The 26,978-nt window shown below is 42.6% G+C and carries 21 protein-coding genes; 3 read left to right on the top strand and 18 right to left on the bottom strand.

Features of this window, described 5'->3' with window-relative positions; all coding sequences use genetic code 11:
• The first annotated feature begins 6 nt into the window (after positions 1 to 6).
• The gene (locus AAYR28_RS04555) at positions 7 to 255 is read left to right on the top strand and encodes a YhdB family protein (protein ID WP_024426598.1); all 249 of its coding nucleotides are present in this window, start codon (positions 7 to 9) and stop codon (positions 253 to 255) included.
• 377 nt (positions 256 to 632) lie between these two features.
• Here AAYR28_RS04555 and AAYR28_RS04550 read toward each other — a convergent pair whose 3' ends face one another.
• The 14 genes from AAYR28_RS04550 to AAYR28_RS04485 form a co-directional block, all read right to left on the bottom strand.
• On the bottom strand, positions 633 to 1,283 hold the full coding sequence (locus AAYR28_RS04550) for a response regulator (RefSeq protein ID WP_101677420.1): 651 nt from the start codon (positions 1,281 to 1,283) through the stop codon (positions 633 to 635).
• On the bottom strand, positions 1,280 to 2,425 hold the full coding sequence (locus AAYR28_RS04545; RefSeq protein ID WP_101677421.1) for a GAF domain-containing sensor histidine kinase: 1,146 nt from the start codon (positions 2,423 to 2,425) through the stop codon (positions 1,280 to 1,282). The genes AAYR28_RS04550 and AAYR28_RS04545 overlap by 4 nt, the downstream gene beginning before the upstream one ends.
• A 155-nt stretch (positions 2,426 to 2,580) precedes the next feature.
• Complete coding sequence (locus tag AAYR28_RS04540) at positions 2,581 to 4,326, bottom strand: phospho-sugar mutase (RefSeq protein ID WP_101677422.1); 1,746 nt, start codon at positions 4,324 to 4,326, stop codon at positions 2,581 to 2,583.
• A 194-nt stretch (positions 4,327 to 4,520) separates the two neighbouring features.
• Positions 4,521 to 6,182 carry a glycerol-3-phosphate dehydrogenase gene (glpD, locus tag AAYR28_RS04535; protein WP_065214172.1) on the bottom strand — a complete coding sequence of 554 codons (1,662 nt, stop codon included), beginning with the start codon at positions 6,180 to 6,182 and terminating at the stop codon, positions 4,521 to 4,523.
• Positions 6,183 to 6,321: 139 nt separating this feature from the next.
• Entirely contained in the window at positions 6,322 to 7,818 is a 1,497-nt protein-coding gene (gene glpK / locus AAYR28_RS04530) for a glycerol kinase GlpK (RefSeq protein ID WP_034282273.1), read from the bottom strand.
• A 15-nt stretch (positions 7,819 to 7,833) separates the two neighbouring features.
• Complete coding sequence (locus AAYR28_RS04525) at positions 7,834 to 8,649, bottom strand: MIP/aquaporin family protein (RefSeq protein WP_176967553.1); 816 nt, start codon at positions 8,647 to 8,649, stop codon at positions 7,834 to 7,836.
• Between the two features lie 215 nt (positions 8,650 to 8,864).
• The gene (locus tag AAYR28_RS04520) at positions 8,865 to 9,422 is read right to left on the bottom strand and encodes a glycerol-3-phosphate responsive antiterminator (RefSeq protein ID WP_024425304.1); all 558 of its coding nucleotides are present in this window, start codon (positions 9,420 to 9,422) and stop codon (positions 8,865 to 8,867) included.
• A 168-nt stretch (positions 9,423 to 9,590) separates the two neighbouring features.
• Positions 9,591 to 10,931 carry an aspartate aminotransferase family protein gene (locus AAYR28_RS04515; protein WP_065214171.1) on the bottom strand — a complete coding sequence of 447 codons (1,341 nt, stop codon included), beginning with the start codon at positions 10,929 to 10,931 and terminating at the stop codon, positions 9,591 to 9,593.
• Positions 10,932 to 11,186: 255 nt separating this feature from the next.
• On the bottom strand, positions 11,187 to 12,779 hold the full coding sequence (locus AAYR28_RS04510) for a PucR family transcriptional regulator (protein WP_345808938.1): 1,593 nt from the start codon (positions 12,777 to 12,779) through the stop codon (positions 11,187 to 11,189).
• A gap of 33 nt (positions 12,780 to 12,812) precedes the next feature.
• On the bottom strand, positions 12,813 to 13,730 hold the full coding sequence (locus tag AAYR28_RS04505; protein ID WP_061109599.1) for an AEC family transporter: 918 nt from the start codon (positions 13,728 to 13,730) through the stop codon (positions 12,813 to 12,815).
• Between the two features lie 80 nt (positions 13,731 to 13,810).
• Entirely contained in the window at positions 13,811 to 14,227 is a 417-nt protein-coding gene (locus AAYR28_RS04500) for a VOC family protein (protein ID WP_041116939.1), read from the bottom strand.
• A 128-nt stretch (positions 14,228 to 14,355) separates the two neighbouring features.
• Complete coding sequence (locus tag AAYR28_RS04495; RefSeq protein WP_034282283.1) at positions 14,356 to 15,894, bottom strand: bifunctional GNAT family N-acetyltransferase/carbon-nitrogen hydrolase family protein; 1,539 nt, start codon at positions 15,892 to 15,894, stop codon at positions 14,356 to 14,358.
• 15 nt (positions 15,895 to 15,909) lie between these two features.
• A complete protein-coding gene (locus tag AAYR28_RS04490; RefSeq protein ID WP_034282284.1) occupies positions 15,910 to 16,575 on the bottom strand; it encodes an HAD family hydrolase in 666 nt (221 codons plus the stop codon).
• A 310-nt stretch (positions 16,576 to 16,885) separates the two neighbouring features.
• Positions 16,886 to 17,233 carry a DUF5365 family protein gene (locus AAYR28_RS04485; RefSeq protein WP_041116937.1) on the bottom strand — a complete coding sequence of 116 codons (348 nt, stop codon included), beginning with the start codon at positions 17,231 to 17,233 and terminating at the stop codon, positions 16,886 to 16,888.
• A 109-nt stretch (positions 17,234 to 17,342) separates the two neighbouring features.
• On the opposite strand from AAYR28_RS04485, the gene AAYR28_RS04480 reads away from it, so the two are divergent.
• Positions 17,343 to 18,251, top strand: a complete 909-nt coding sequence (locus tag AAYR28_RS04480) for an RluA family pseudouridine synthase (RefSeq protein WP_305933602.1) — start codon at positions 17,343 to 17,345, stop codon at positions 18,249 to 18,251.
• Between the two features lie 38 nt (positions 18,252 to 18,289).
• Here AAYR28_RS04480 and AAYR28_RS04475 read toward each other — a convergent pair whose 3' ends face one another.
• From AAYR28_RS04475 to AAYR28_RS04465, 3 genes are all read right to left on the bottom strand, one after another.
• Complete coding sequence (locus tag AAYR28_RS04475; protein WP_034282287.1) at positions 18,290 to 18,856, bottom strand: class D sortase; 567 nt, start codon at positions 18,854 to 18,856, stop codon at positions 18,290 to 18,292.
• 46 nt (positions 18,857 to 18,902) lie between these two features.
• Complete coding sequence (locus tag AAYR28_RS04470) at positions 18,903 to 21,806, bottom strand: 5'-nucleotidase C-terminal domain-containing protein (RefSeq protein WP_101677427.1); 2,904 nt, start codon at positions 21,804 to 21,806, stop codon at positions 18,903 to 18,905.
• A gap of 86 nt (positions 21,807 to 21,892) precedes the next feature.
• On the bottom strand, positions 21,893 to 25,273 hold the full coding sequence (locus AAYR28_RS04465; protein WP_034282291.1) for a CheR family methyltransferase: 3,381 nt from the start codon (positions 25,271 to 25,273) through the stop codon (positions 21,893 to 21,895).
• A gap of 144 nt (positions 25,274 to 25,417) precedes the next feature.
• On the opposite strand from AAYR28_RS04465, the gene AAYR28_RS04460 reads away from it, so the two are divergent.
• Entirely contained in the window at positions 25,418 to 26,062 is a 645-nt protein-coding gene (locus AAYR28_RS04460) for a spore coat protein (protein ID WP_034282292.1), read from the top strand.
• Positions 26,063 to 26,086: 24 nt separating this feature from the next.
• On the opposite strand, the gene AAYR28_RS04455 is transcribed toward AAYR28_RS04460, so the two are convergent.
• Entirely contained in the window at positions 26,087 to 26,959 is an 873-nt protein-coding gene (locus AAYR28_RS04455) for a hypothetical protein (RefSeq protein ID WP_034282333.1), read from the bottom strand.
• Positions 26,960 to 26,978 lie beyond the last annotated feature (19 nt).

Here is a 26,978-nt window from a genome sequence, read left to right as displayed (position 1 = left end):
GGTTTAATGAATGTGGCGGATTATGATAAAGCACTTTATTATACGCATCGCTCGCAATGGGATAATTTACTTATTCTTATGGTACGTACGCAAGATGATTTGCTCTCGAAACGTATTGAGCATTTCTTACATGCGTATCAATTTAACCGGAACGATGCAGATGTTGAAAAATGTTTATATGGGCTCCTGCAGTACATTGATCATGCTTCAGAGGCTGCTGCTTCTGAAGTTTATTCACAACCGATGTACACATAAAGAAAAAGGGCTAAAATGAATTTTTTTTAGCCCTTCCCTTTTATATACAATTAGCAGTGCGCTGTAATGGGAAGCGTTAGAGTTAATGTATGGATCGCAAGCTTATTCAAGTTCTCTTTTAATTTGTCATCATCATGACGAAAATCACTTACTAATTCATATGCCTCCACTAGATCCCCTCCTATTTTACATTCACCTGTGATTGACCGGTTCATCCCCTCATTTAAAATAAAAAAAGACTGGATGAGCATACACTCATCAAGTCTTTTATGGTTTTTCTATTAGAAATTAGACTGTTCATGCTTCTCTTTTTTATTCAATTCATTGAATTGAATGTGCGCTTAAAAGTTTTAGCATGACGCCTAGATCTCCTTTTGTCATAGCAGCTCTTTCGGCTGATTTTTTTGATAATCCACTGCATACAGAGCCGCTTGGGTTCGATCTGCCAGCTCTAATTTTGATAATACATGAGATACGTGCGTTTTAACAGTTTTTTCAGAAATAAACAGCGATGAGGCAATTTCTTTGTTGCTTTTGCCTTTTGCAATCTCAAATAAGACATCTCGCTCTCTATTGGTGAGCTCTTTCATCAATGCCCATTTCTGCTCTTTTGGCTCTGTCAGATGCTGCACGAGAAAGGTCGTGATATGACCATCTAACTGGTAGGTGCCATTTTGAACTTCAATCATGGTCGAAAGCAGCTTTTCTGGTGCTACATCCTTTAATTGATAGGCTTTCGCCCCTGCTTGAATGGCGGGAATGACATAATCTTTATCCGCATAGCTTGTCAGGATCACAATGCGGGAGTCCGGCATTTCCAGCGTCATTTGTTTCGTTGCCTCAATGCCATTCATTACAGGCATAGACAAATCCATTAAGACAATGTCAGGCAGGGTTTCTCTGACAACCTCTAATGCCTCTTGCCCATTGGACGCCTCACCAACGATGTCCACATCAGACTGTGTCTGCAAGAAAAACACAAGCCCTTTTCTCACAATATGATGATCATCTGCAATGACAACTCTCATGACGATCCCTTCCTTTCTTGTGAAAATGGCACTTTTACATGAATCGTAGTCCCTTTACCTAACTCTGAATGGATACAAAATGTACCACCTGCTCTTCGGATGCGGTCAGACATCCCTTTCAGCCCAAGTGAAAGAAGGCTCATCTGCTCGTCATATTGAAAACCTTTTCCGTGGTCAATGATTTTCATCTCCAACGTGTCTTTTGATTGCTCAAGCTTGACCTCGACTTCTTCTACTTCCGCATGTTTTTGACAGTTATTGAGCGCTTCTTGACATACCCGAAAGAAAGTTTCATTGTGAGAATGGTCCATTTCTATACAGCCTGATAAAGATAAAGTGCAGCGTAATCCTAAAAGCTGTGCATACTCTTCAATTGCTGTCGTAAACCCTTTTTCAAGGCCTCTTGGTCTCAGCTGCCAAATGAGTGACCGCATTTCAATCAGAGCGTCTTGAGACAAATGCTGAATAAAATCAATCATTTCCCCTAGATGTTGATCGCTTGTCATTTGCCGTGCAGCCTTAGCAGTCAGACTCACAGAGAACAGCATTTGGTTGACAGAATCATGCAAGTCCTGTGCGAGCCGGTTTCTTTCTTCCAGAAGTGCGTGCTGCTGTTCATTTTGCACAAGCTTCATCCGCTGAATGGCGGTGCCAATTTGAAGTGCAATGCTTTCAAGCAAATTCAGCTCCTCTTGCGTAAATGTGACTTTTCCTTTTGCCGCCACATTTAATAAGCCGAACGTACGCTTACACGCTTTTAGCGGTACGGTTGCATGATGAGTAATTCCTTCTGTATCCCCGAGCTTTTCTTCAATTGCCGTTTCAATCCGTTTGCAGTTAATAATATTGGTGGCTGATTGCAGCGAGCCTTTTGTGTATCGGTTGATGCAATAACAATCATTTTGACACATGAGCTGCTTTTGATGCTTTGCGAGTGCTTCAGGTAAGGAAACCTCTGCCATCAGTTCATATGACCCGTCTTTTTCTATAAAATAAATCCATGCTGAATGAAAACCTGTGACATCCATCAGCATATGGAGCACTTCATGGAGCGTTTCTTTCATTTCCATGCCTTCATTTAGCTTTTCAGCAATTTCTTTTAACGTTTTTAATGTTTCAACCTTCTCTTGGTATTCTCCCATACTGTTTACCCCCGGCATTTGCAGCCTTCACTTATCATTACGCTCATTATACCATGAGCCCCCTCGTCGCTCTTTCTCCAAAAGAATGATTTCTTCTCATCCTTTTGGCTGAGAAAAGGCCATCATGCATTCATACACGATGGCCTTGTCTTTCGTTATTTCGCTGTTTCTTCCACAATATCATAAACGACTTTCATCACTTCTTCTGACAAATGCTTTAGCTTTTCTTCACTATCTGTTAAAGACGTGCCTTTGACTGCAATATAAAATTTCACTTTAGGCTCAGTGCCGGAAGGTCTTAAGCAGAACCAAGAACCATCCTCAAGGAAATATTTCAGCACATTTGATGCTGGCAGGTGAATGGTTTCCTCTTTCTTTTCAGCCACAAGTTGTCTTTGACTTGATTGATAATCCTCAATCACTGTGATCCGCTGCCCTGCGATGGCAGCTGGCGGATTTGTTCTAAAGGTATGAAGGATCGCTGAAATCTGCTCTGCTCCTTCTTTTCCTTTTAAGGTTAACGACTTTAATCCTTCCTGGTAAAATCCAAACTGCTTGAAAATATCGACAAGCGCATCGTACAAGGACTTGCCCTGCTTTTTATAGAAGGCAGCAACTTCAACGGCTAAAAGTGCCGCTTGCACCGCATCTTTATCTCGGGCAAAATCACCAATTAAATAGCCATAGCTCTCTTCATAACCGAATTGAAACGTGTATTCTCCGCTCTTTTCAAACTGCTTAATTTTTTCTCCAATAAATTTAAAGCCTGTGAGTGTGTCTATCGTGTCGGCACCAAAAGCTGATGCTACAGCGCGCCCAAGCTCACTTGTGACAATGGTTTTCATCACAACGGGACGAGGCGGCAATTGACCCAGCTTTTGTTTTTCAGACAATAAATAATGAAGCAGCAGGGCGCCTGTCTGGTTGCCTGTTAAGACAGTAAATTCTCCTTCGTGATCTCTGACCGCAATACCTAACCTGTCAGCGTCTGGGTCTGTGGCAATGAGAATATCTGCATTTTGTTTTTCACCAAGCTTGATGGCGTACTCAAATGCTGCATGCTCCTCTGGATTCGGCGAGGTCACTGTTGAGAATTGTGGATCCGGTTTTTCCTGCTCAGGCACAACAGTGACATGCTGATATCCAAGAGCCTGCAGCCCGTTTCTGACAGGGTGATTGGCTGTCCCATGAAGCGGAGTAAACACGACTTTGACATCGACCTCATGTGCCAGCTCAGGGTGCACACTAATGGTTTTTAATTTTTCAATATAAGCATGGTCGATTTCTTCTCCGATTATTTTGATCAGCCCTTGCTGTTTCAACGTTTCTTCAGAATCAACTGAAATCGACAGTTCATTTTCAATTGCATCTACTTCTTGAATGACTTGATCTGCTTCAAATGGAGGCAGCTGCCCGCCATCTTCACCATACACTTTATAGCCATTATATTCTGGTGGATTATGACTTGCTGTCACGACGATTCCAGCAAATGCATGCAGCTCACGAACCGCAAAGGAGAGCTCTGGTGTCGGACGCAATTCATTAAATACGTACGTTTGAATGCCCTGTGAAGCAAGTGTTCTGGCTGCTTCCATTGCAAATTCAGGCGATTTATGGCGTGAATCATATGCAATGGCGACGCCTCTTCTTTTTGCATCCTCTCCATGTTTCGCAATATACGCAGCAAGACCTGCTGATGCTTTACGAACAGTGTACACATTCATTCGGTTCGTGCCTGCACCAATCTCACCGCGCATTCCTCCAGTGCCGAACTCAAGGTTTTTGTAGAAACAGTCTTCAAGGGCCTGGTGGTCATCTTGATGCGTCTCCAGCCATTCCTTTAGTTCAGTATCCAGGTGCTTCTCATTGATCCATCGCTCATAATTCGTCTTCCAACTCATGGTCGTCCTCCCCAGCTCTTATCATCAATAAAATAACATCTACTGTTATTTTATATGGAATCATCCTTTATGTCATGCTATATCATTAGCAGTTGGAAAAAATGCTGCACAAATAAAAAAAGCCGATACATGATCGGCTTTCAGATTGTTGACAAAGAGCTAAAATGATCTTGCTTTAGCCCTTTGTCTTCTTTTTATTCAGCATCAAGCGGTACGACTGCTTCATGGAATAGTTGATCTAATTCTGATTGATATTTCTGTTTTGCTGCTTCATCCCAGCCAAAACGTTCTGCCATATAATCGATGACTGGCTGTGCATATTTTTTTGCCCAATTGATATTAAATAATAGGCTTCCTGTTCTTCTTAAGAAGAAGTCAACAGGAGTAACGGCTAATTCTTCTTCAATCGCATAGACAAGCTCTGCCAGTACATACGCTGGAATATTTCGTTTGTCTGCTTCCCCTTGAAGCTGCTCGACACGTTTGAAGAGACTGCTGACATTTGAGCCATATTTTTCAGCTAGTTTTTGTGCAATCGGTTCTGTTAAACCAACAGATGCTCCTTCTGCTGTTTTCGCTTGAACAAAGGCTGCCATGTTTTTAGATCCGCCTACATGGCCGCCTGAGATTGGCATATGTTTTGTTTTACATGGTCCATAATCTTTGCCCGTTTCCTGTTTCAGTCCATCACGTACTAGATCGACAATATGCTCAGCCATTTTACGGTAGCCTGTTAATTTACCGCCAGCAATGGTGATTAAGCCTGAAGATGATGTCCACACTTCATCTTTACGAGAAATTTCTGAAGGATCCTTGCCCTCTTCATGAATGAGCGGACGAAGACCGGCCCAATTGGATTCTACATCTTTTTCTGTAATATTGAGATCAGGGAACATGTACTGAATCGCTTGGATGACATAGTCACGATCGGCCTTTGTCATACGCGGGTGCTCCAGCTGTTTTTTGTACACTGTATCTGTTGTTCCAACGTACGTTTTGCCTTCTCTTGGAATGGCAAAGACCATACGTTTATCAGGTGTGTCAAAGTAAATCGCTTGTTTTAATGGAAAGACCGATTGGTCAAATACTAAGTGAATTCCTTTTGTATGCTGTAAGTGTTTTCCTTCTTTTGAGTGGTCCTTGTCTCTCAGCTGATCTACCCATGGACCTGTCGCATTGACGATCTTCTTCGCATACACATCGTAGGTTTTCTGTGTCATGACATCTTCAATGACAACACCAACCACTTTGCCTTTATCATAAATAAATTCTTTTACTTTCGCATAGTTGACCGCCTCCGCTCCAAATTTCACAGCCTCTTTCATGACTTCGATTGTGAGGCGTGCATCATCTGTACGGTATTCAACATAGTAACCGCCGCCTTTTAAGCCGTCCTTTTTGACAAGCGGTTCTTTTTCAAGTGTTTCTTTTGCACTTAGCATGCTTCTGCGTTCGCTATGCTTTACGCCAGCTAAAAAGTCATACACTCTAAGCCCAATAGAGGTTGAAAACTTACCAAATGTCCCGCCTTTATGCATCGGAAGAAGCATCCATTCTGGCGTTGTGACATGAGGACCATTTTCGTATACAATGGCACGCTCTTTACCGACCTCTGCGACCATTTTCACTTCAAATTGTTTTAAATAACGAAGTCCGCCGTGCACTAGTTTCGTTGAGCGGCTAGACGTACCTGCTGCGAAATCCTGCATTTCTGCAAGACCGACACGCATTCCGCGTGAAGCCGCGTCAAGTGCTGTACCAGCGCCTGTTATACCCCCACCAATGATAAACACATCATATGGTTTTTTTGTCATTTCCTGCAGCATTTGTTCTCTTTCTAAGCTAGAAAAAGTCATCTCTTGTTCCTCCCATGTTGTACGGTAAAGAAAAAGAGACCGCAAACACCCAAAGCGTATTTCTACACTTCGGTGCCTGCGGTCTCTCCAGTTCTCCAACCGTTCTATTAACTTACTTGAAGTATACCATACTTTTGGTTTATTTGAAAGCTTGAGCTGCTTTTACAGCCTTTTTCCACCCGCTGTATAACGAGTCGCGGCTGTCCTCTTCCATTTTAGGGTCAAAGCGCTTGTCAAGGTTCCATTGTTTTGCAATGTCTGAACGGTCGTTCCAGAAGCCAACTGCTATTCCCGCAAGATAGGCCGCACCGAGTGCCGTCGTTTCATTAATTTCTGGACGTTCTACTGGTACATCCAGCAAATCACTTTGGAAGCCCATTAAGAAATCATTCTTTACAGCTCCGCCATCCACACGCAACGTTTTTAATGAGATGTTTGAATCCTTTTCCATCGCATCTAAAACATCCTTCGTTTGATAAGCAAGTGATTCTAACGTTGCACGGACAAAGTGCTCTTTAGAAGTACCGCGTGTTAATCCGAATACAGCGCCTCTGACATCACTGTCCCAGTATGGTGTGCCTAGACCAACGAATGCTGGAACGACATATACGCCCTCTGTTGACTCAACGCGCTTTGCATAGGCTTCGCTGTCTTTTGAGTCTTTAAACATTCTCAGTCCGTCGCGCAGCCACTGAATCGCTGAACCAGCTACGAAAATACTTCCCTCTAAAGCATATTCAACTTTACCGTCAATGCCCCATGCAATTGTCGTTAATAAACCATGATCCGACTTAATTGCTTTTTCCCCTGTATTCATCAACATGAAACATCCTGTACCATACGTGTTCTTCGCCATTCCTTCTTCAAAGCAAGCCTGACCGAATAGTGCAGACTGCTGGTCTCCCGCAGCTCCTGCAATCGGGATATTTCTGCCGAAGAAGTGATAGTCTGTTGTTTCACCATAGATGTGTGAGGATGGTTTCACCTCTGGAAGCATAGAAGCAGGTACGCCAAGAATATCAAGTAATTCTTCATCCCATTTCAGATCATAAATGTTGAACATTAATGTTCTTGACGCGTTGGAGTAATCTGTGACGTGTGATTGACCGCCTGTCATCTTCCAAATGAGCCATGTATCAATTGTGCCAAACAGCAAGTCGCCATTTTCTGCTTTCTCACGAGCACCTTCTACATTATCTAAAATCCATTTTACTTTTGTCCCTGAGAAATAAGCATCAATGAGAAGACCCGTTTTATTTCTAAACGTTTCATTGTGTCCTTGCGCTTTTAACTCTTCACAAATGCCTGACGTTTGTCTAGACTGCCAAACAATTGCATTATAAACGGGTGCGCCTGTATGTTTATCCCAAACAACTGCTGTCTCACGCTGGTTCGTAATTCCGATACCGGCGATTTGATCTGCTTCAATGCCTGATTCAATTAAAGCAGTTGAAATGACGGATAGAACAGAGCTCCAAATTTCATTTGCATTATGTTCTACCCAGCCTGGGTTCGGAAAATATTGATTAAATTCCTTCTGAGCTGTATGGGCAATTTTGCCTTCTTGATCAAATAAGATCGCTCTTGAGCTTGTTGTCCCTTGATCTAAAGCGAGAATATATTTTTCTTTTGCCATGATGTTTTCCTCCCCTTACATACTTTCATTTACAGCATTTGTTTGATTTTTCGTAGAGACATAGAGTCCTAACAATACCACAACTAAAATAACGCTTACAATCCAAAAGGCTGGAGTGATGTTCGCTTTAAAGGCTGCATTGTAGAAAACACCGCCAAATGCGCCGCCTAAAATTGGACCAATGACTGGCACCCAAGCATACTTCCAATTCGATGGACCTTTACCTGGAATCGGCAGAATCGCATGTGCAATTCTCGGACCTAAATCACGTGCAGGATTGATTGCATAACCAGTTGTTCCGCCTAAAGAAAGACCAATTGCCACAATTAAGAATCCAACAATCAGCGGATTGATTCCGTCTGCGAATTTATTTGCACCAATCGCTAAGATTCCTAGAACCAATACAAATGTACCGATGACTTCACTAAGTACGTTTGCAAAAGTATGCGGAATCGCAGGACCAGTTGAGAATACACCCAGCTTTGCACCTGGATCGTCTGTTGCTTTCCAGTGCGGTAAGTAATGTAAAAAGACAATAATAGCTCCTATTAATGCGCCAAGCATTTGACCGGCAATATACATTGGTACGTCAGCCCAAGGAAAACTTCCTTCAAGCGCAAGCCCAATTGTTAGTGCTGGATTCAAATGCGCTCCGCTTATTCCACCTGTTGCATAAGCTGCTATGGCTACTGCAAATCCCCATCCGAAAGCGATTACAATCCAGCCGGACTGATATGCGAGCGATTTCTTTAAATTGACTGCCGCACATACACCGCCTCCAAAAATAATGAGAAGCATTGTACCTACGACTTCACCCCAAAATGGTGTCATGAAAATTCCTCCTCTGGTTCAGTTGCCATCCCCTATGAATGTGTAAAAAAAGATAAAGAAAAAAGATCCACAACAAACATACTTTACATCAGGGTCATTTGTCACCTAGTAAAGCGCTGTTGTGGATCTCCGTTTCTCCATCACATGATATTAACTTAGTGCTATAGTATCAGAGGATGAAAACGTTGTCAATCAATTTTCACATTTTATCTTTTTCACTTTTGGAACGCTTTCCAAAGGGCTGTATTCGATGTTGTCACAGCTGTAGCTCCTGCTTCAAGTGCTCTTTCTACATCTTCTTTTGTGCGGATAAACCCGCCTGCAAATATTGGAATACCAGCTCGCTCGCGCACTTCTGTAATTAAATCCGGCACAACCCCTGGCAATACTTCAATAAAATCTGGGCGATGTTTCCCTACGAACTCCATACTTTTTTCCATGGCACTTGTATCAAGTAAAAACATTCGCTGAATGGCATATACCTTCTTTTGCTTGGCTTTTACTATGACAGAAGACCTAGTAGAAATAATTCCTGCCGGCTTCATTTCCTGACAAATAAATTCCGTTCCATACTCATCATGTTTGATCCCATGAATGAGATCGACATGAACAAACATTTTTTTATGATGAGCATTTGCCTCATTCATGATGCCCTTTAGCCGGCCTAAATGGACATCAAGTAAGACCCCATATGTAAATGGACTTTTTAAAAATTCCTCAAATTGCTTCATATTGCGAACAGCAGGTAGAATGGGTTGATCATGAAAACTCATATGCCGTCTCCTTCTAAGTGTATTGGTTCAGTCTTCTCCTAACAGTAATAGAATATCTTCTATTTTTCAATACACCTAGTGTATCCAATGCCGATTTCACCTAGCAGCATCTTACTGGATCTATGTATGTGCTCTTCCCATAGAAAAAAGCAGAGAAAAATCTCTCTGCTATAACTGTGCCATGCTTTCTTTTAGCGTGTTGATAATAAATGAAGCGTCTTCGGCTGTTATATTTAGCGGAGGTGCAAGCTGGGCAACGTTATTATAGCCGGCAACCGTATCACCATTTTTCCCGATGATCAGTCCGCGTTTTTTACATTCTGCAATTAATTGACCGACAACCTGTGGGTCAGCTGGTTTTTTGGACTGTTGATCCTGGACAAGCTCAATTCCAAACAGCAGGCCTTTCCCTCTGACATCACCGACAAATGGATGCTCTTTTAACTCTTGCAAACGTTCAAGCATGTCTTGCCCAAGCGTGTCAGACCGTTCTACTAATTTCTCGTTTTCCATGATCTCTAGGTTGGCAAGTGCAACCGCACAAGAAGCAGGGTGACCGCCAAATGTATTTACATGGCGCAGCCTGTCATACGTATCTTCTCCTGCGTATGCTTCATAGATTTCTCGTTTCACGCAAGTTGCAGAAAGAGGTAAGTAGCCGCTTGTGATCCCTTTTGCCATTGTGATAATGTCCGGCTTTACTTCCTCATGCATAAAACCAAACCGCTTCCCTGTCCGGCCAAATCCGCAGATGACTTCATCCACAATGAGAAGCGCTCCATGAGCCTCACAGATGTCTTTGACCTTCTTCAAATACCCTTTCGGAGGCATTAAGATACCGCCGCCTGTAATAATCGGCTCCATAATGACCCCAGCAATGGTCTCACTTAGTTCCCACGTCATGGCTTGATCGATTGCCGCAGCACTTGCCAATGTATCTTGATCCTCAGGATGACGATACATATCAGGCGGTGCGACATGGATAAAGCCTTGACCTAATGGTTCATATTTATATTTACGCTGCGCCTGCCCCGTTGCGGCAAGGGCTGCTGCTGTATTGCCGTGATACGACCGATACCTGGAGATGAACTTTGTTCTTGTGCTCTCTCCTTTTTGCGCATGATATTGTTTGGCGATCTTAAATGCGGCTTCATTGGCTTCAGAACCGCTGTTAGAAAAGAAGATGACATAGTCCCCGCCAAGCCATTCATTTAGCTTTTCAGCCAGCTGAATCGCAGGCACATGGCTTTGCGTCAGCGGATAGTAAGGCATTGTATTTAGCTGCTTATATGCCGCTTCTGCAAGCTCTTTTCTGCCATAACCGGCATTTACACACCAAAGACCTGACATCCCGTCTAAATATCGATTCCCATGAATATCAGTCACCCATGCGCCTTCTGCCTCGTGAATGACCATGCTTTCATTTTCCTTGTTTGTCCCTTTCATATGATGCCAGATCAACTGATCATCTTTCGCCTGAAGATTTTGAGCCTGCTCATGTATTTTCATCTTCCCGCCCCCATGTATCCGTTTTCATCATTAAAGAAGCTTAGACCGGTTCAGCAGCACACTGCCTCTCCATTCATTATATGGATGAAAAGGGAGGCATATGAAACTGAAACTAGGCCGCCCGTAAGAGAGAACCAATCGTTACTTTCATTATAAAAAAGGGGACGGGCTGATTACATTAGACAGATCGTCAACTGATTGAAAAGAACCATAAGACACTCTACTCGGTTGCCTTAGCAAATCTAACATACCTTGTTAACGGCGATTTCCTTGCAGGAATTCATATGCAAGAATCGCAAATTCAAGCGCCTGTCGTTTCGGTGCCTGCATCACATCCTCACCAAGCAATGCATGCAGTTTATCGAGTCTATGATAAAGGGTCTGCCTGACAATATAGAGCCGGCTTGCAGTTTCCTTTTTAGAACCGTTTGTCTGTAAAAAGATATTCAGCGTTTGATAGAGTCTTCCGCTATTTTGCTTATCATATAAAATCACAGGCTCCAAATACTCTTTCACCATACATTCAAGCAGTCCGCTTTCCTGCATGACAGGCATATGACGGAGCATATGCAAATCTTGATAAAATGGGCTTTCCACCCGCTGGGGCATCACTTTCTTTATATGCAGCACTTCCTTGGCTGCCTGAAAGCTTTTTCTCATATGCTGAAACTGTTCACAATATGGACCGATGCCAAATTTGATCACAGTTCCGCGTGGCTGCTCCCGATCATACAATTGTTTGATGTCAGCTGCCGACTTCTCTGCACGCTCTTTCCAGTCCTCCTTCTTTCTCGTGTTCAATAAAATAAACAAGGTTTGTCCTTGATGCTCATACGGAATCAAGTGGAAACCTGCTCGCTGAAAGATGGAGCGGCACGATACGAGAAAATAAAGATTTCCTGCAATTTCTTCGATTTGATGATGCTTTTGAAAGAGCATGACCACACAGCCGGTTGGTTTTTTCAATCCTTCTGTTTCTTCAAGATGCTCTAAAATATCTCTTTCTGAATGCTCTTCTTGGAACCATTTTTGCAGCCATTCGTTCTCTTTTGTCTTCTTCAATTCTTCTGTATAAAGCTCTCTTAGCGTTTGCTGTGCAAGAGCATTTGCCCCTTTATCCATGACGAGCAGTTCGAATTCTGAGAGCGCGTTCGTTTGATGAATAAGCACAAGGTCTGCAAATGTCTGCTTGAGTGCAAGCACTTCTTTTTTGGTCACTTCATATCCTTTTGGCAAGGAAGCAAACTGTAAATAATTCATGACCAGCTCTTCGGTTTGTTTAGAGGAATCACATAAAATAATCGGCTCCCCCTGAACAGGAATAAGTAAAAGAATGCCCCTTACGTGCTGATACACTTGATCCAAAATATCCATCTGCGGATGCGGAGTCAGCAAAAGCTCATTCAGCTTTGATGACAGTGCTTCTAAATCAGCCATCATTTGATACTGGCGTTCAATCATCCTCGTATGGAGATGCTGTGTAATGTTGACGAATTTCACTTCTTTTGTAAACAGAATCAGCGGAAAATCTCTTTCTTCTGCATACGCAATCAGTTCTTCCGGCACATCGAATCTGAGCGGAACAAATTCAATGCACAAGCCTGCCGCACCAGAATCGATCAGCTGTTTTAAAAATGCTTGAAACACATCCAATTGATCATGAAAGCCTGCGGCTGTTGTTAGTATGAGCTCTCCCCCATTTAACAAATCTTCTACAGCAGGCACTTCTAGCACATGGACCCATTTGACCTGCCGAAACAATCCCTTTTCCCCTGCTAACACTTTTGCATGGGCAAAATACTTTGTTTTCAACACATCACTCACTTGAAAATGAACATCTGCATTCATTGATATGTCCCCCTTTGTTTTGCCGCCTATCCCCTATCCCAGAGGGTGCATAGATAAAATCCATAATAAAACTGGTAATGTCACGATGCTTAAAACGGTACTGAGAAATGTCGTGCTTGAGACAAACTCAGGTTTCGTTCGAAATTGTACAGCCATCAGCGTGGTATTTGCTGCTGTCGGCATGGCTGCAACTAAGATCATAATTTGTTTCACCAAATCATCTACCGGTAAAATGAGCGTAAAACCAAATGCGATGAGAGGTGAGATAAACAGCTTCAGCAATACAGCATAAGAAATATTTCGATAATCCACTTGCTTAAAAGAAATGACGGCGAGCTGCATGCCTAAAATAAGCATAATCGTCGGTATGGCGGCATCCCCCACAAGCTGGACACCCGTCATCACCTCTTTAGGTAATGAAAGATCAAGCAGCTGAAATAATAGACCGAGGAGTGCCCCATATGCAACAGGCATACGCAGCACTTTTTTCAGCACAACCTTTCCATCTCCTGCATCCTCTCCGCCCTTTGCTGCATAATACATACCGATTGTACTCATGACAAGCTGCTGCAGTACCATTAAAACGATGGCAATATCTAAACCAGCAGCTCCGAAGACAAGCAGGACAACGGGTGTGCCGTAATTCCCATTGTTCATAAAGGCTGACGACAGAATCATGGCACAATACATTTCATTCGAATAACCATAAATACGAGATAAAATAAAAACGCATAAAACAAGTGAAAGACAAAGTCCGACGACAAAAATAGATAGGTACACATAGTCCATCGATACTTTGTTTTGATAAAAGGTTTCAAACGCAAGAAATGGTGACATTAAATATAAAGACATTGATGAGAGCGTATGTATGTCAAAACCAATGGCCTTCTGCCCAATATATCCGATAAGAAAGATACCGAACACTGGCAGTAAGACAAGTAAAAACTCCATGCTGCACCTACTTTTCTCTAGATGAATTCCTATTCTTCCTCATTATCATACCACTGTTAAACAATAAAAAAGAAGCACCCTTATGAAAGGCCGCTTCTCTCTTCATCCATATAGAATACTTCCCACAAATGACCATCAAGATCTTGAAAGCTCCAGCCATACATGAACCCATGATCCTGCTTTTCCTTAAACGGTGAACCGCCTGCTGCCATCGCCTGCTCGACAAGCTCATCGACCTCTTTTCGTGAATCAACCCGCATAGAGACAATGACCTCTGATCCCTGCCTTGCATCCACCAATTGTTTCTCTGAGATGGTTTGAAAATGCTTATGGGATAACAGCATGACCGTAATAGTGTCACCAATGACCAAACAAGCTGCCTGATCATTCGTAAGCTGCTCTTGAAACTCAAAACCCAGCTGCTCAAAAAAAGCCTTTGATTCCTTGACATGCTTTACCGGCAAATTGATATACAAATGTTTAGCTTGTCGTCCCATGTTCCTCTCCTTTTTGAACACATGATCTCCTTTCAGTATATTCAGATTTTGCTCCGGCATCCCTTTGTCAATTGAAAAAATCTGATGTCATCAAAAAGAAGCGCCTCAACAATAGGCGCTTCCTTTCATTATTTCTTATATTCAATATGGTACACGTCTCTTCTTCGGTCTTTGAGCTGACGTACCGTTCCATCTTGCCGCTGTCTTCTTAAAATTTCTAAATCGACATCGCCAACGACAACCATTTCTATATTCGGATTACACTCTCCTACAATTCCATCTCTTGCAAATTCAAAGTCAGATGGGGCAAAAATCGCTGATTGTGCATATTGGACATCCATATTTTCGGTTTGCGGAAGGTTTCCGACAGTTCCTGAAATCACGGTATAAATCTGATTTTCAACCGCTCTAGCCTGTGCACAGTAACGCACTCTTAAATAGCCTTGACGGTCTTCTGTACAGAACGGTGTAAAAATAATTTTCGCTCCTTTATCAGCTGCAATCCGAGCAAGCTCTGGAAATTCAATATCGTAGCAAATTTGGATCGCAATTTTACCGCAGTCTGTATCAAATACCCGAACCTGATCACCTGCTGAAATCCCCCACCATTTTCTTTCATTCGGTGTGATATGGAGCTTATATTGCTTTTCAATTGTTCCATCACGTCTAAATAAATAAGCGATATTGTAGATTTTCCCTTCCTCTTCAACGAAATGTGATCCGCCGATGATGTTAATGTTGTACTTCACAGAAAGGTCTGTAAACAAATTAATGTAATCCTCGGTATATTCCGTGATCCGCTGAACTGCAAGACTTGGGGAGCGCTCCTCTAAGTAAGACATGAGCTGCGTTGTAAAAATTTCTGGGAATACGGCAAAGTCAGCTGACGCATCTGATGCGACATCAACATAATACTCCACCTGATTCATAAATTCCTCGAAGGAATGAATTTGTTTCATCGCATATTGAATGACGCAAATGCGAACTGGGAACGCCGATTTATAAAATCTTTTCGATTGCGGACGATAATCAACATTATTCCATTCCATTAACGTCGCATATGTGCTCGATGCCTTATCATCCGGCAAGTAATTCGGGTTGATCCGCATGAGGCTGAATTCATTTAACAGCTGAAAAGATAAAACAGGATCATAAATTTGGTGAAGCATGACCTGCTCCACATATTGACGAGGCGTCATTTCCTCTTGGTATTTATGATAATTCGGGATGCGTCCGCCAATGATGATGCTTTTTAAATTTAATCTTCTCGCTAAGTCTTTTCTTGCTTCATACAAACGATGGCCAATTTTCATGCGGCGGTATTCAGGACTAACCATCACTTCAATTCCATACATATTCATCCCATCTGGATTATGGTTAGTGATGTACCCATCATCTGTGATGTCCTGCCAAGTATGACGGTCATCGTATTCATCAAAGTTAATTAATAAACTTGAACAAGAGCCAATGATTTCCCCCTCAAATTCAGCACAAAACTGACCTTCTGGGAAATGCTCAAGATGGCTTTCAAGGTGCTCTCGTTTCCAAGGGTCCATGCCCGGAAAGCATACCTCCTGCAAGGCGATGATTCGGTCAATATCTTCTTCCCGGATATTACGGATCACCATTCTTTTTTCAAACCGCGTTAAATCGAGTTTTTCTGCCATGATGTTTTTGCCCCCTTACTGATCCTCTTTTTCAAGCTGATGGAATAGCTGGAGCAATTCGATTTCAGCCATGGATTCTAATCTGACATCATATTCTTCAAACTGCAGCGTGCTCGTCACTTTGTTTGGGACGATGACGCATTTCATGCCTGCCCGTTTGGCAGCAATTGATCCATTCACTGAATCCTCAAATGCCACACAATCCTTTGGCTCTACCCCTAAGCAGCTTGCGGTTTGCAAATAAAGCTCTGGATGAGGTTTGACTTCTTCCACATCATCTGACGTACGGATACATTCAAAGTAATCGAAAAGACCGATTTGCTTCAGGTGATCAGACACCCATTTATAGTCTGAGCTGGAAGCAAGTCCAATCTTGATTCCAAGCTCCTTCGCTGCCTGTAAATAAGCTTCTACGCCAGGTCGTGCTGATTCATCCTTCATTCTCTTTTGAAAACGAGAACGCCGGTCCGCTGTGAGTGCCTCATGATCGAGCGTCTTTCCTAGCTGCTTTTCTAAGTATTCAAAAGGCTTAAAGCCCGCCTGCGTCCCGATGACGTTACCCCATACAGAAAGAGGCAGTTCCGACTCATGCTCTGCAAACATTTCTTGTAAAACTTCATATTCATGTGTTTCTGTATCTAAAATTAATCCGTCAAAATCAAATATAATCGCCTTTACCAACGAGGCCACTCCTTTTTTTTACGAAAGTCTTTAATATGATACTCAATGCTATCATATCGTGAATAAAATTGACTTTCAAAGATGAATGTCTGCTAAAATAATTATGTATAAAAGGAGCCTGTACCATTTTGTCAGGCTCCTACCCGTGTTCGGTTTATTCTGCAAGAGGTCCAAGCGCTCCGATTCGTGGAGAAATAGGCAATGTTGAAAAAGAGCGGGTTTGGTATTACAGATCTAAAGGTTTCTCCGTTCCCTTAAAAATAGTATGTGCGGCAGCCTTGTAAGTTAACAAGGAAGTTCACACCAACTTTTACGCATTTTGAAGGCGGCGGCTGGCAAAATCGTCTAAATCAAACGGAAAAGAAAAGCCGCATGCATTGACCTGCTCACGGTTTCGCTCGAATAGCTCACGATCACGCTTTGTCATATGGCGTTTAGGTTTTACAATAATGGTATGTAATAGCTGAAGTCCCGATAAAATACGAAAAGCATCGTCCATCGTTCCGTTATAAACCCCTTCAACAAAGGTCAGCGGGCGTTCTTGTTGACGCGCAGCTGGGTTTTCACCGACAGCATGGGATAGAAGATCTTCAACATCCTTTGATATTTCTTCAATTGCCTGCTCTTGCAGGTCTGTAGCAGCTTTCATTATTCTCACGTGGCATCTACCTCTCTGTCGTTAGTTCTCCATTCAGAATAGCACAGAAAAAAAGGCGTTCGCCAAGGTAAGTGTTTCCTATATATACCCAAAGAGAGGAACGGATATTATGAATATTAACGGGCACACGCTCTCACTAAAAGCAGGTGAGCAGCATCATGACACTTCACTTAGTCAGTTTTTAAAAACAGCCGTATCGGCCTCAAAACCGATTATCCATTTTTGGATGGAGCATCAAAAAATACGTTTAAATCAAAAGCCTGCCCATCACGCGGCAAAAGTCAGTACAGGCGATCACATCCTGATCGATTTATTTGAAACGGAAGAAAGTGATGTGACGCCAGAATATGGTGAATTAGAGGTGCTCTTTGAGGACGAGCACTTATTGATTGTGCAAAAGCCTGCTGGACGACCAACGCACCCGAATGAAAAGGGACAAACGGGCACACTGGCAAACCTTGTGGCCTTTCATTTTCAAGCAAATGGCGAGGAAAAGCGAGTGAGACATATCCACAGGCTTGACCAAGATACAAGCGGCACTGTCATTTTTGCTAAACACAGGTTAGCTCATGCTGTGCTTGATCAAATGCTTTCTAAAAAAACGATCAACCGAACTTACATCGCCATCGCAGAAGGACTTTTCAAGAAAAAGAAAGGCACGATCAATGCAGCGATCGGCCGTGACAAGCATCATGCCGTCAGACGAAGAATCTCTCCTACTGGTCAAAGTGCTGTGACTCATTTTCAGGTTATGGACACCAATAAACGCCTGCAAATGACAGTTGTTAAGCTGCAACTTGAGACCGGAAGAACACATCAAATTCGTGTCCATCTTAGCAGTCTCGGGCATCCTTTAGCCGGGGATTCACTTTATGGCGGCGCTCGCGCTTATATCAACAGATGCGCTCTTCACGCCAAACAAGTAGACATGACACATCCTTTTACAGGTGAGCAACTGAGCATAGAAGCGCCGCTTCCACCAGATATGGCTCAGCTCATGGACGAGATCATTCATTAAAAAAAGAGCCTGCTGATTAAATGCAGGCTCTTTCTTCATTAGACAGATGCTCTTTTTGCATAAATAATATATCGCTCTGGTGCATTGCCGACGAAATGAAATGGATAGCATGTCGTTAACACGAGCTCTTCCTTTTCATTCTGCAAAGTAATAATGGATGTATCATGCTGATCCACGATTTTCGTATGTGTGATTTCATAAAGAAACTCACCATACGGCACAGTGATTTTTAGCTGATCGCCAATATCCAGCTCACCTGTTCGGCGAAATACCGTGTCACGATGGCCAGATAGGACGATTTGTCCCTTTTGATCAGGGTAATAACTGCCTTTGTAATGCCCGACTCCTTTGGCAAGATCATCCGCATCTGTCCCTTCGACAATGGGAAGGTCTGCTTTTAATTTCGGAATCGTCAGGATGCCAGAGGCTTTCCCCACTTCAGGAGAAAACTGCTTCTTTGACATCCTTTGATCGTCCGCTACCGCTTTCTTCGCGGCTTCTAATGATTGTGCTGTTTGAAGGTGTGTAGAGGCGATTTGCCAAATTCCCCAGCCGAGCAAGACAATTCCTGCTGTCATCACAGTAAGTGCAAGCCACTTTTTCATGCTTAAACTCCTTTACCTGTTACATTTCTCTTATATGAAACGCTCTTTAGCTTGCTGCTTTTTCTTCTTGTTTTGCTTTTTGAATGCGTCCCTCTTTTTGATACACAATGGAAGCTCCTTCAAAGCTCTTCACAAAAGCGACAGTGGCTTCTAAATCCTCTGGACCTGTTTCAGGATTTTTCCCCAGCCTTCCTATCGGTGCATACTTACTGCCAGTTGCAGTTGCCATAAAGTTATTCACCGTGAGTGTATACGTTTGATCGAGCTCAACGTCTGATCCATCTGGCAGCTTTAAGTCGACTACTTTATATGTTACCGGATCATAGGAATATGAAAAACCCGAAATGCTATAATCTGGTCCAAATTGAGGAGAAATTTGCGCTTCAATGATCTCAGCCAAGTCTTTCCCCTTAATCTCAAGTTTAACTAAGACGTTGCCAAAAGGCTGAATATTAAACAGATCTCCCCACGTAATCGGCCCTTTTTCAAGGTTTTGCCTGATGCCGCCGCCATTCATCATGGCAAAATCACTTTTCATAGAATACCTCATACCATCAGCAATCAAATTTCCGAGCGGCGTATCTCCATCATTTGAATAGCCGCCTTCCATTTTGACACCAGCTTCTCCAACTACCTCACTAATAATCGGCTCAACTTCTTTTCCGTAATGAGCCAAGATGCCGGCTGCTTCCTTGTCCTTTTCAATACCAGACTGGTCTACATACTGGATATTTGCACTCTTTTTGACAATATCCTTCGTTTTGCGGTCAAGTGTTACATTGACTTCGCCAACGGCCTTCCCATATTCAAAGGCTTGGACAATTAATTTCCCATTGACCTCTCCGTTTACCACTTCGTGATTATGCCCCGCAAAGATGACATCAATTTCATCATCGCCTTCTTTGGCAAGCTTCGCACTTTCTCCAGTGATGGTATCTCCATTTTGAGAGGCTGTCATATGAGCTAAGACCGCAATGGCTTTGATCCCTTTTTGTTTTAATTCCTTCGCGGCTTCATTAACGGCTTTGACTTCATCTGTAAACTGAATGTCTTTAATCCCTTCTGGCATCACCATTCCTGCGGCTGACTTTGTCACAACACCGATAAATGCTACAGGAATTCCCTCGACATCCATGATTTCATAAGCAGGTAAAAGTGGTTTACCTGTATCCTTGTATTCACAGTTTGCACAAACGAGCGGAAAATTCTGTCCGTCATATCCCTTTGTGCCTTTAGGATGATCTCCGCCATTTATGATCCGTAATAGCTCGTCCACCCCTTCATCAAATTCATGGTTGCCGACCGTGCCAACATCAAAGCCAATGTTCTCCATGAGTTCAACAGTTGGTTCATCCTGCAGAAGAGACGATATTGGAGAGCTGCCGCCAATCATATCTCCGGCGTGAACTGTGATCGTATTTTTGTGTGCTGCTTGTTTTTGTTTCATATAAGCCGCCACATAATCCATCCGTCCGTACGTTCCTTTATTGCCATCACCTTTTAGATCCAGCTCGTATTGTTGATCAATTTTTCCGTGTAAATCATTCATGCTTAAAATGGTTAACGGGACTTCCCCAGCTTCCTCTGCCGGCTGATAGCCAGCCTGTTCTGCTTCTTCTTTTGAAGCAAAAAAGATGCGTTTATCTACAGCGATTTCTTTCCAGCTGTCAGGCGATACGTACGTTTTCGCTGATGAATCACCGACGTAGCGTGTCAGTCCTTTTTTCTGTTCACGTGCCCTAAATTCAAACGGCTGTTCCAGCAGCGGGTCCGCTTCGTTCCATATGCCCAGCCCTTTTTCTTTCGCCTCTTTGACCGCTTTTTGGAACATCTGATAGTCCTTTTCATCTCCAATCGGCCAGATGAAATACGTAGGAGCATATCCTTTTTTCACAAGCTCTAAATTCGTATTGACCCCTTTTTTGGTTTTCACTTGAGCTAAAAGACGTCCATAGTCGTCCTTCGCTTCAGGACCAATCTTTAATGTGACTTTATCTCCGCTTGAGAGCAGCGTATTTAAATAGTCCGCCGCCTTCTGTCCAAAACGCAGCTGGTTTTGATCTAATTCATTTTTTGGCTTATGGTACGTTTCCGGCGTGTCCATATTCACAAAGCGCACCTTTGTTGTACCAAGCACAGGCTTCTTTAAATGAATCGTATCACCATCCACTACCCGGTCAACCGTTGCCTCGTATTCTTTCTTGATTTTTGGCGGCTTTGGCTGGCGTTTCAGCAGACTGACATCACCCTTGTGTCTTGGAAGCACCTGCAGCGTATCATATCTGCTTAAAACTCCTGTAAACTCATACCATTTCCCTGTCTTTACTTCATCAATGGCACTTGTATCCACCATCACTCTAAGGATGGTGCTGTGATATTTTTTATCAATAATCACGACATTATATCCACCGCCAGCCGGCTGCTCTGGCTTTGATTCAACATAGCCTTTGATCTTCACAAGTTTTCCTTCATGTTTATGTGCCTGATCCGTTTCTAGTTGTTTCAGTGAGACTCGCTTTGGCTTTGGCAAGGTTTGATTGACAGCATCTACCTTCAGGGCATCTCGATCCGGCACAATTTCAATCAGTCCTTTATAAGACGTGATCTTCCCCGTTACTGTCACCTTCATGCCTGTTTTCAGTTCTGGGAAGTTGTTGGGCTGTACTGAATAAATATTGATTCCTGCTGATTTGTCTTGAATGTACGTTGACAGTTTCCCATTGCCTATAGCCGATTGGTCTGCTGTCACAATTCCACTCACCGTCACCGTTTCTCCGATCAGCAGACGGGCTTTCTTGATTTTCATTGGCTTCTTTTGGTTCCAAACCGTTTCCTTCTTTTCAGACGCAATGGCTTGTTCTGCTGTAATCATGCCAGGCAGTAAGGATTGCAGACTAAAGATCACTAAAACCAGACAGCAGATCATACGAATGGATCGAACACGTTTCATTAGACCCTCCCCTTCCGAGCTTTATCTCTCATAGTGTACTAAGTAAATATTGATGGTAGATGGATTTCTTGTAAATCTTATGTCTGTCAGCTCATTGGAAACGTAATAATCACTCGTGTCCCCTCAAAGCTTTTGCTTTCAAAACGAATGCTGCCGCCATGGCTTTCAATGATTTTAATCGTCATCATTAAACCAAGACCAGTCCCTTTTTCTTTCGTTGTATAAAAAGGTTCACCCAGTTTCCCTAGTTCTTCTTCTGGTATGCCCTTTCCTTGGTCTTCAAAAATCAGCATCATCTGATTATGTTCCAATACGGATGTGACTTGAATGACACCTGTCACACCATCCATCGCTTCAATACCGTTTTTAAGAATGTTTAAGAAAACTTGTTTCAGCTCATTTGGTATACCTTGAATGTTTGGCAGCGACGGAGACAAATTCTTCTGAATAGATACGCCTTTTAAAACCGCCTGTGATTCAACGACCATGATCACTTCTTCGAGCAGAAGATTGACATGTACCGGCTCAAATTTCACCGATTTGCTTCTAGAGAGCACAAGGAATTCATTAATAATGGCTTCAAGCCGATTAAATTCAGACATCATCACATCTGCATAATCCTTCTGATATTTCTTACTTTGAATCATCAGCTGTAAAAATCCCTTTAACGACGTCAGCGGGTTCCGTATCTCATGGGCGATGCCGGCTGCAAGCTGACCAACTGCGGACAGCATCTCGGACTTCATCAGCATCTTCTCTGACTGCTTTTGATTGGTAATGTCCTCAGAAATCCGCATCACGGTTGACTGCATTTTGTCAGGATCATCAATTCGGTGTAAAGAGACTCTCTCCCATCGTTCACGGCCTGATAAATCCTGAAAGTACAGCTCACCAGTCCAGCTGCCTTCTTTTAAACAAACGTCCCATTGCTTTTCTAAATCATCACATTGACACAGCGAATGATAGACAGAAAAAATATCTTTGCCGATCAGGTCATATTCATGCTGCTGTACAAACTGGCAAAAGCGCTGATTCACGCATTGAATGACCCCTTCCTCAGTTGCAACAACAATATGGATATGGCTGTTATCCAGTGCTGTTACCGCTAGATGGAGTGACTGTTTGATTTTTGTCATTTCCGTCATTTTAATCCACGTCATCACCGCTCCCTCATGATCTTGATCAAAGATAGGTGTGATGTGAACAGTAAATTGTTCTCCTTCATTCGTTTCAATTTCTCGTTCGATGACGCGCCTGTCCGAGATAACCGATTGTATGTCATGATAGAGCGTTTCCTGTGTAAGCTTTTTAGCCATCGCCTGAAAGGATTGCTGTTGCCTTATTTGTGCTGAAGTAAATAAAGAGGCGGCTGTAGGAGTGTAATAGCGAATATTCATGTCCCGGTCCACAAACAACGTCGCAAGCTGAGGCTTGACAGAAGGTCTATACAGTTCTTCCCTTGTTACCCTTAAGTTGTTTATGATATTAATAAAATGTTCATGTTTTTTCTCAAGCTCCGCTATTTGCGTGTTTTTCACTTTTAATTGAGCCCTTGCCTCCTGCTCTTTTTGTTTAATTTCATTGAGTTCAATTTCTAAATCGACAATACGCTGCTGATAAACTGAATTCTGATCTGGCATCCCTTTTTCCCTGCTGTTCTTTTGAATTTTCCCTCTCTCATTCATTCGAATGAGAATGACGTATACCCCTTTAAAACGGTGATCAAAACTCTTTACAATAAAATCCGCATACTGTTTTTTTCCTTTTTCCGAAATGAGGACATGCTGAAACACAACCTCTGTCTCGTCCGTCCATACCTTTTGAAAGGTTTGACTCAACATCTCTTTCAAATAATCAGGTGTGACATATTCACATGATTGATCTGACACTTCTGTACGGTCTAAAAAGGAATAGGCCCCATTTGACATCGCCAGAATTTTGTCACAATCATTGATCACCATGCATGCGTCATATTCTCCGCCCACTTCTTCCATATATTGTGCAGCTCGCTTTTTTAACTCGGCATCACGAGCGTCATATACCCAAGGGACACTAGATGCAGGAACATTTGAATAGGTGTAAATGTTCCACTTCTCATTGAACAATTGAAACAATCGAGGAATATTGGGAACAGTTTCATTTGGCCCTAAGATTAACACCCCTTGATCTTTTAAAGCATATTGGAATCGGGATAATACTCGTTTTTGTACTTCTGGCTCAAAGTACATCAGAACATTTCGGCAACTGATAAAATCGAGGTGGATAAAAGGTGAATCAATCAATAAATTGTGAGGAGCAAAAACAATATGTTTTCTAAGCGACTGCTTCACAATAAAAGCGTCACCTTTTTTTTCGAAATATCGCGCCCGCCATTTTTCCGGTATGCTTGCCATAGACTCTATCGAGTAAAGACCTTTACTAGCTATTTGAATGGCTTTTCGGTTGATATCTGTCGCAAAGACTTGAAGTTCAATGGACACATCTCTTCGCTTCATTTCTTCTAAAAATAAAATCGTAAAAGAATAAGCTTCTTCCCCTGTCGAACATCCCGCAATCCAAATTCGGCACCGAGATTTCCCGTTGTTCATCGAATGGTCAATGATTGACGGGATCACCTTCTGTTCACATACTCGAAAAGCCTCCATATCTCTAAAGAAAGCAGTCGTGCCGCTTAGGAGCTGGGCATGCAGGCGGTCAAGCTCATCTGGTTCTCTTTCTAATAAACGATCGTACTCTGTTAATAATGACATTGGTTCGTTTGCAGTGCGCATGCGTTTTTGAATAACAGAAAGCAGCCTTTTCTTTTCATAGGTTGAAAAGGCAATCCCTTTATACATTTCGAGACGTTCAATGATTCTTAGTAAAGCTGGATCCGTCTCATCCGCATGCGGGACATTGATGATATTGGCCATATAAGCTGCAAGGGTGGATGGATTTTTGAATGTGTGATGATACATGCTGTCAAAACCACTCTCTACCTCACTGCACGATAACGCTGTACCGCCTTGCTCTACCAACCGAAGCAATCCACTCCCCACACAATGACCTTTTTGAAAAAAGATCGCAAACGCCTCTTCCTTTTGAACACTGGCAAGTGACTTAAAAAGCGAGTCGACAGAGCATCCCTTGTTTGTTGGCAGCTGCTCAGATACATGAAGCCGATGATCTTCTGTTAACGTCACAGCCGCATGCTGCGGACAAAAATAGATGGTCTTCTTCATGACTTTCTCACCATGTTTAATCGTTTTTGCCCGGTAGCCAATCGGTAAAACAAGTGCTTCCAAATCTGTTATACAATCGCCTGTCACGTGATTTTGCACAACAATAAAAGAGGCATTTAATTCATGTGGCAACGATTGAAAAAAAGCCTCAAGATGATGCTGTTCAAACGGCGAAACACCGATGCCGATCACTGGTGCCTGCACATGTTCGTCTTCTATCAAACGATTAATGATTTTGTCCTGCATCTGGTACCCCCATGTTCATTCGTCTGATACTTTTTTTCGACAAAAAGAAAGAAAACCCTCTAATTGTAAATAATGTTTTTTGCATGAAAACGAGAAAATATCCTCACATTAAAACAGATTGTATAAACAGAAGGAGGAATATCAATGCAAAACGATCAGCAGCCAATGTTTCAAGGAAGCGCTCAGCAGCCTGAGCTCAACCATGGCGGGCATGAGTTATTCGATTTACATGAAATTTTAGCCGGCACGATTAATATTTTGGATCAATATATGATCCTGCGGCAATTTATTCAAGATCCTGCATTATGCGACATCCTGGATCGACAATATCAGTTCGTTTTATCACAGTACAATGTCACTGTAGATTGTTTTTCTACAGGCCAAAAGCCTAGTGAAGAAACCGCTACTTATATGATGAAAGAACACACACAAGTGACATACGGAATCAAACCTTCTCAGCCGAAGAAGCCGAATCAGTCATTACAGGATGTAAAAGACTTAGGCATCACAGGACATATGCTCAGCCTAGTCAAATCACACGCTGGGCTACTTTCCATGTCCGCATTAGAAGTAACAAATCCTGTTGTCAGACGTGTGCTTGCTGCGCAGATTCCGAACTTTATCGAAATGGCATATGAAATTTTCTTGTATCAAAACAAGCATGGCTACTATCAAGTTCCTCAGCTTTCCAAACAAGATATGACAGCCATGACGTCAGCTTTTGCACCGCTTCAGGGGCAGGTTCAAATGCCTCCTAGCAAGGCAGATCAACAAAAACCGCTTCATTAAAAAAACGGCTGACCCCTTCTCTGGTCAGCCGTTTTTTCTTTGATACATCACTTTAAACTGTTCTTCAAAATCTGTGAGCCTCTCCCCCGTCGCCTGTTCAAAACCGCTAGCAAATTGGCCCGTTTTCGCAGTTTCCTCCATGATCTCATGTATGATGTCTCGTCCGTAAAGCTGCACCAGCTCATAGATCATATAATAGCTTTGTAAATAGACATCTGTCTCATACGTTACCCGGGAGTTCTGCCAGTCTTGATCAGAATGAAGAGATTGAAATGGAATTACATCGAAGCGTTCAGACGTAGCATTTAACACATCATAGGCCGTCCACTCTGCTGTTCCTTCGTGAAACCAAAGCGGAAAAATGCCTGGAGATACTTCATATGAATGGACCTTTTCATAGAAAACAAAATGAGCATACTCATGAATAAAAAGCGTATTGAAAAAGTATAAAGGCAGTGTCTCTTTCTTCAATAATGCTTCCCGTTTATCTGGATATAACCCAATCATTTGATCATGATCGGAGTAAAATCCCGTAATATGCTTGATACCAGCGATTTGTTCGATCGTCTCTTTATCATCAAAATAAATAACGTCTAAAGGTCTGTCAGCTTCAAATTGAAACACTGACGCTGTCCTCTTCTCTGCCTGCTTCATGGCCTCTATGGTCAGATCAACAAAAGCATCCTCTTCCTCTGCATAGTAGATTCGAATATGTTCATAGACTTGCTTATTGAGTCCCTCCGTGATAACCGTTTTAGGAGAAGACTGCTCCAAATATTGTCCTGTCAGCTGAAACGCAACATAAATCAAGTACGCGGTGAAAGCATAAAAAATCAGACCTGCTGCAATCATCCCGCTTACAAGTTTTTTATGAATCAATGACGGCCCTGCTTTCATTTGCTCCCCACCTGAATTC

The sequence above is a fragment of the Bacillus safensis genome, assembly GCF_039619585.1.
GTDB classification, from domain to species: domain Bacteria; phylum Bacillota; class Bacilli; order Bacillales; family Bacillaceae; genus Bacillus; species Bacillus safensis.
Note: the sequence above shows the minus strand (reverse complement) of the source record. Positions and strands in the feature narration are given on the sequence as shown.

Bases quoted from the DNA above. Each gene is read 5' to 3' on its own strand.
- AAYR28_RS04550 (WP_101677420.1), bottom strand. From the start codon at position 1,283: ATGAGAGTTGTCATTGCAGATGATCATCATATTGTGAGAAAAGGGCTT.
- AAYR28_RS04545 (WP_101677421.1), bottom strand. From the start codon at position 2,425: ATGGGAGAATACCAAGAGAAGGTTGAAACATTAAAAACGTTAAAAGAA.
- AAYR28_RS04540 (WP_101677422.1), bottom strand. From the start codon at position 4,326: ATGAGTTGGAAGACGAATTATGAGCGATGGATCAATGAGAAGCACCTG.
- AAYR28_RS04460 (WP_034282292.1), top strand. From the start codon at position 25,418: ATGCAAAACGATCAGCAGCCAATGTTTCAAGGAAGCGCTCAGCAGCCT.
- AAYR28_RS04520 (WP_024425304.1), bottom strand. From the start codon at position 9,422: ATGAGTTTTCATGATCAACCCATTCTACCTGCTGTTCGCAATATGAAG.
- AAYR28_RS04480 (WP_305933602.1), top strand. From the start codon at position 17,343: ATGAATATTAACGGGCACACGCTCTCACTAAAAGCAGGTGAGCAGCAT.
- AAYR28_RS04510 (WP_345808938.1), bottom strand. From the start codon at position 12,779: ATGAATGCAGATGTTCATTTTCAAGTGAGTGATGTGTTGAAAACAAAG.
- AAYR28_RS04515 (WP_065214171.1), bottom strand. From the start codon at position 10,931: ATGAAAATACATGAGCAGGCTCAAAATCTTCAGGCGAAAGATGATCAG.
- AAYR28_RS04495 (WP_034282283.1), bottom strand. From the start codon at position 15,894: ATGGCAGAAAAACTCGATTTAACGCGGTTTGAAAAAAGAATGGTGATC.
- AAYR28_RS04525 (WP_176967553.1), bottom strand. From the start codon at position 8,649: ATGACACCATTTTGGGGTGAAGTCGTAGGTACAATGCTTCTCATTATT.
- glpD (WP_065214172.1), bottom strand. From the start codon at position 6,182: ATGACTTTTTCTAGCTTAGAAAGAGAACAAATGCTGCAGGAAATGACA.
- AAYR28_RS04555 (WP_024426598.1), top strand. From the start codon at position 7: ATGAATGTGGCGGATTATGATAAAGCACTTTATTATACGCATCGCTCG.
- glpK (WP_034282273.1), bottom strand. From the start codon at position 7,818: ATGGCAAAAGAAAAATATATTCTCGCTTTAGATCAAGGGACAACAAGC.
- AAYR28_RS04500 (WP_041116939.1), bottom strand. From the start codon at position 14,227: ATGGGACGACAAGCTAAACATTTGTATATCAATTTGCCGGTAAAGCAT.
- AAYR28_RS04465 (WP_034282291.1), bottom strand. From the start codon at position 25,273: ATGCAGGACAAAATCATTAATCGTTTGATAGAAGACGAACATGTGCAG.
- AAYR28_RS04470 (WP_101677427.1), bottom strand. From the start codon at position 21,806: ATGAAACGTGTTCGATCCATTCGTATGATCTGCTGTCTGGTTTTAGTG.
- AAYR28_RS04505 (WP_061109599.1), bottom strand. From the start codon at position 13,730: ATGGAGTTTTTACTTGTCTTACTGCCAGTGTTCGGTATCTTTCTTATC.
- AAYR28_RS04455 (WP_034282333.1), bottom strand. From the start codon at position 26,959: ATGAAAGCAGGGCCGTCATTGATTCATAAAAAACTTGTAAGCGGGATG.
- AAYR28_RS04475 (WP_034282287.1), bottom strand. From the start codon at position 18,856: ATGAAAAAGTGGCTTGCACTTACTGTGATGACAGCAGGAATTGTCTTG.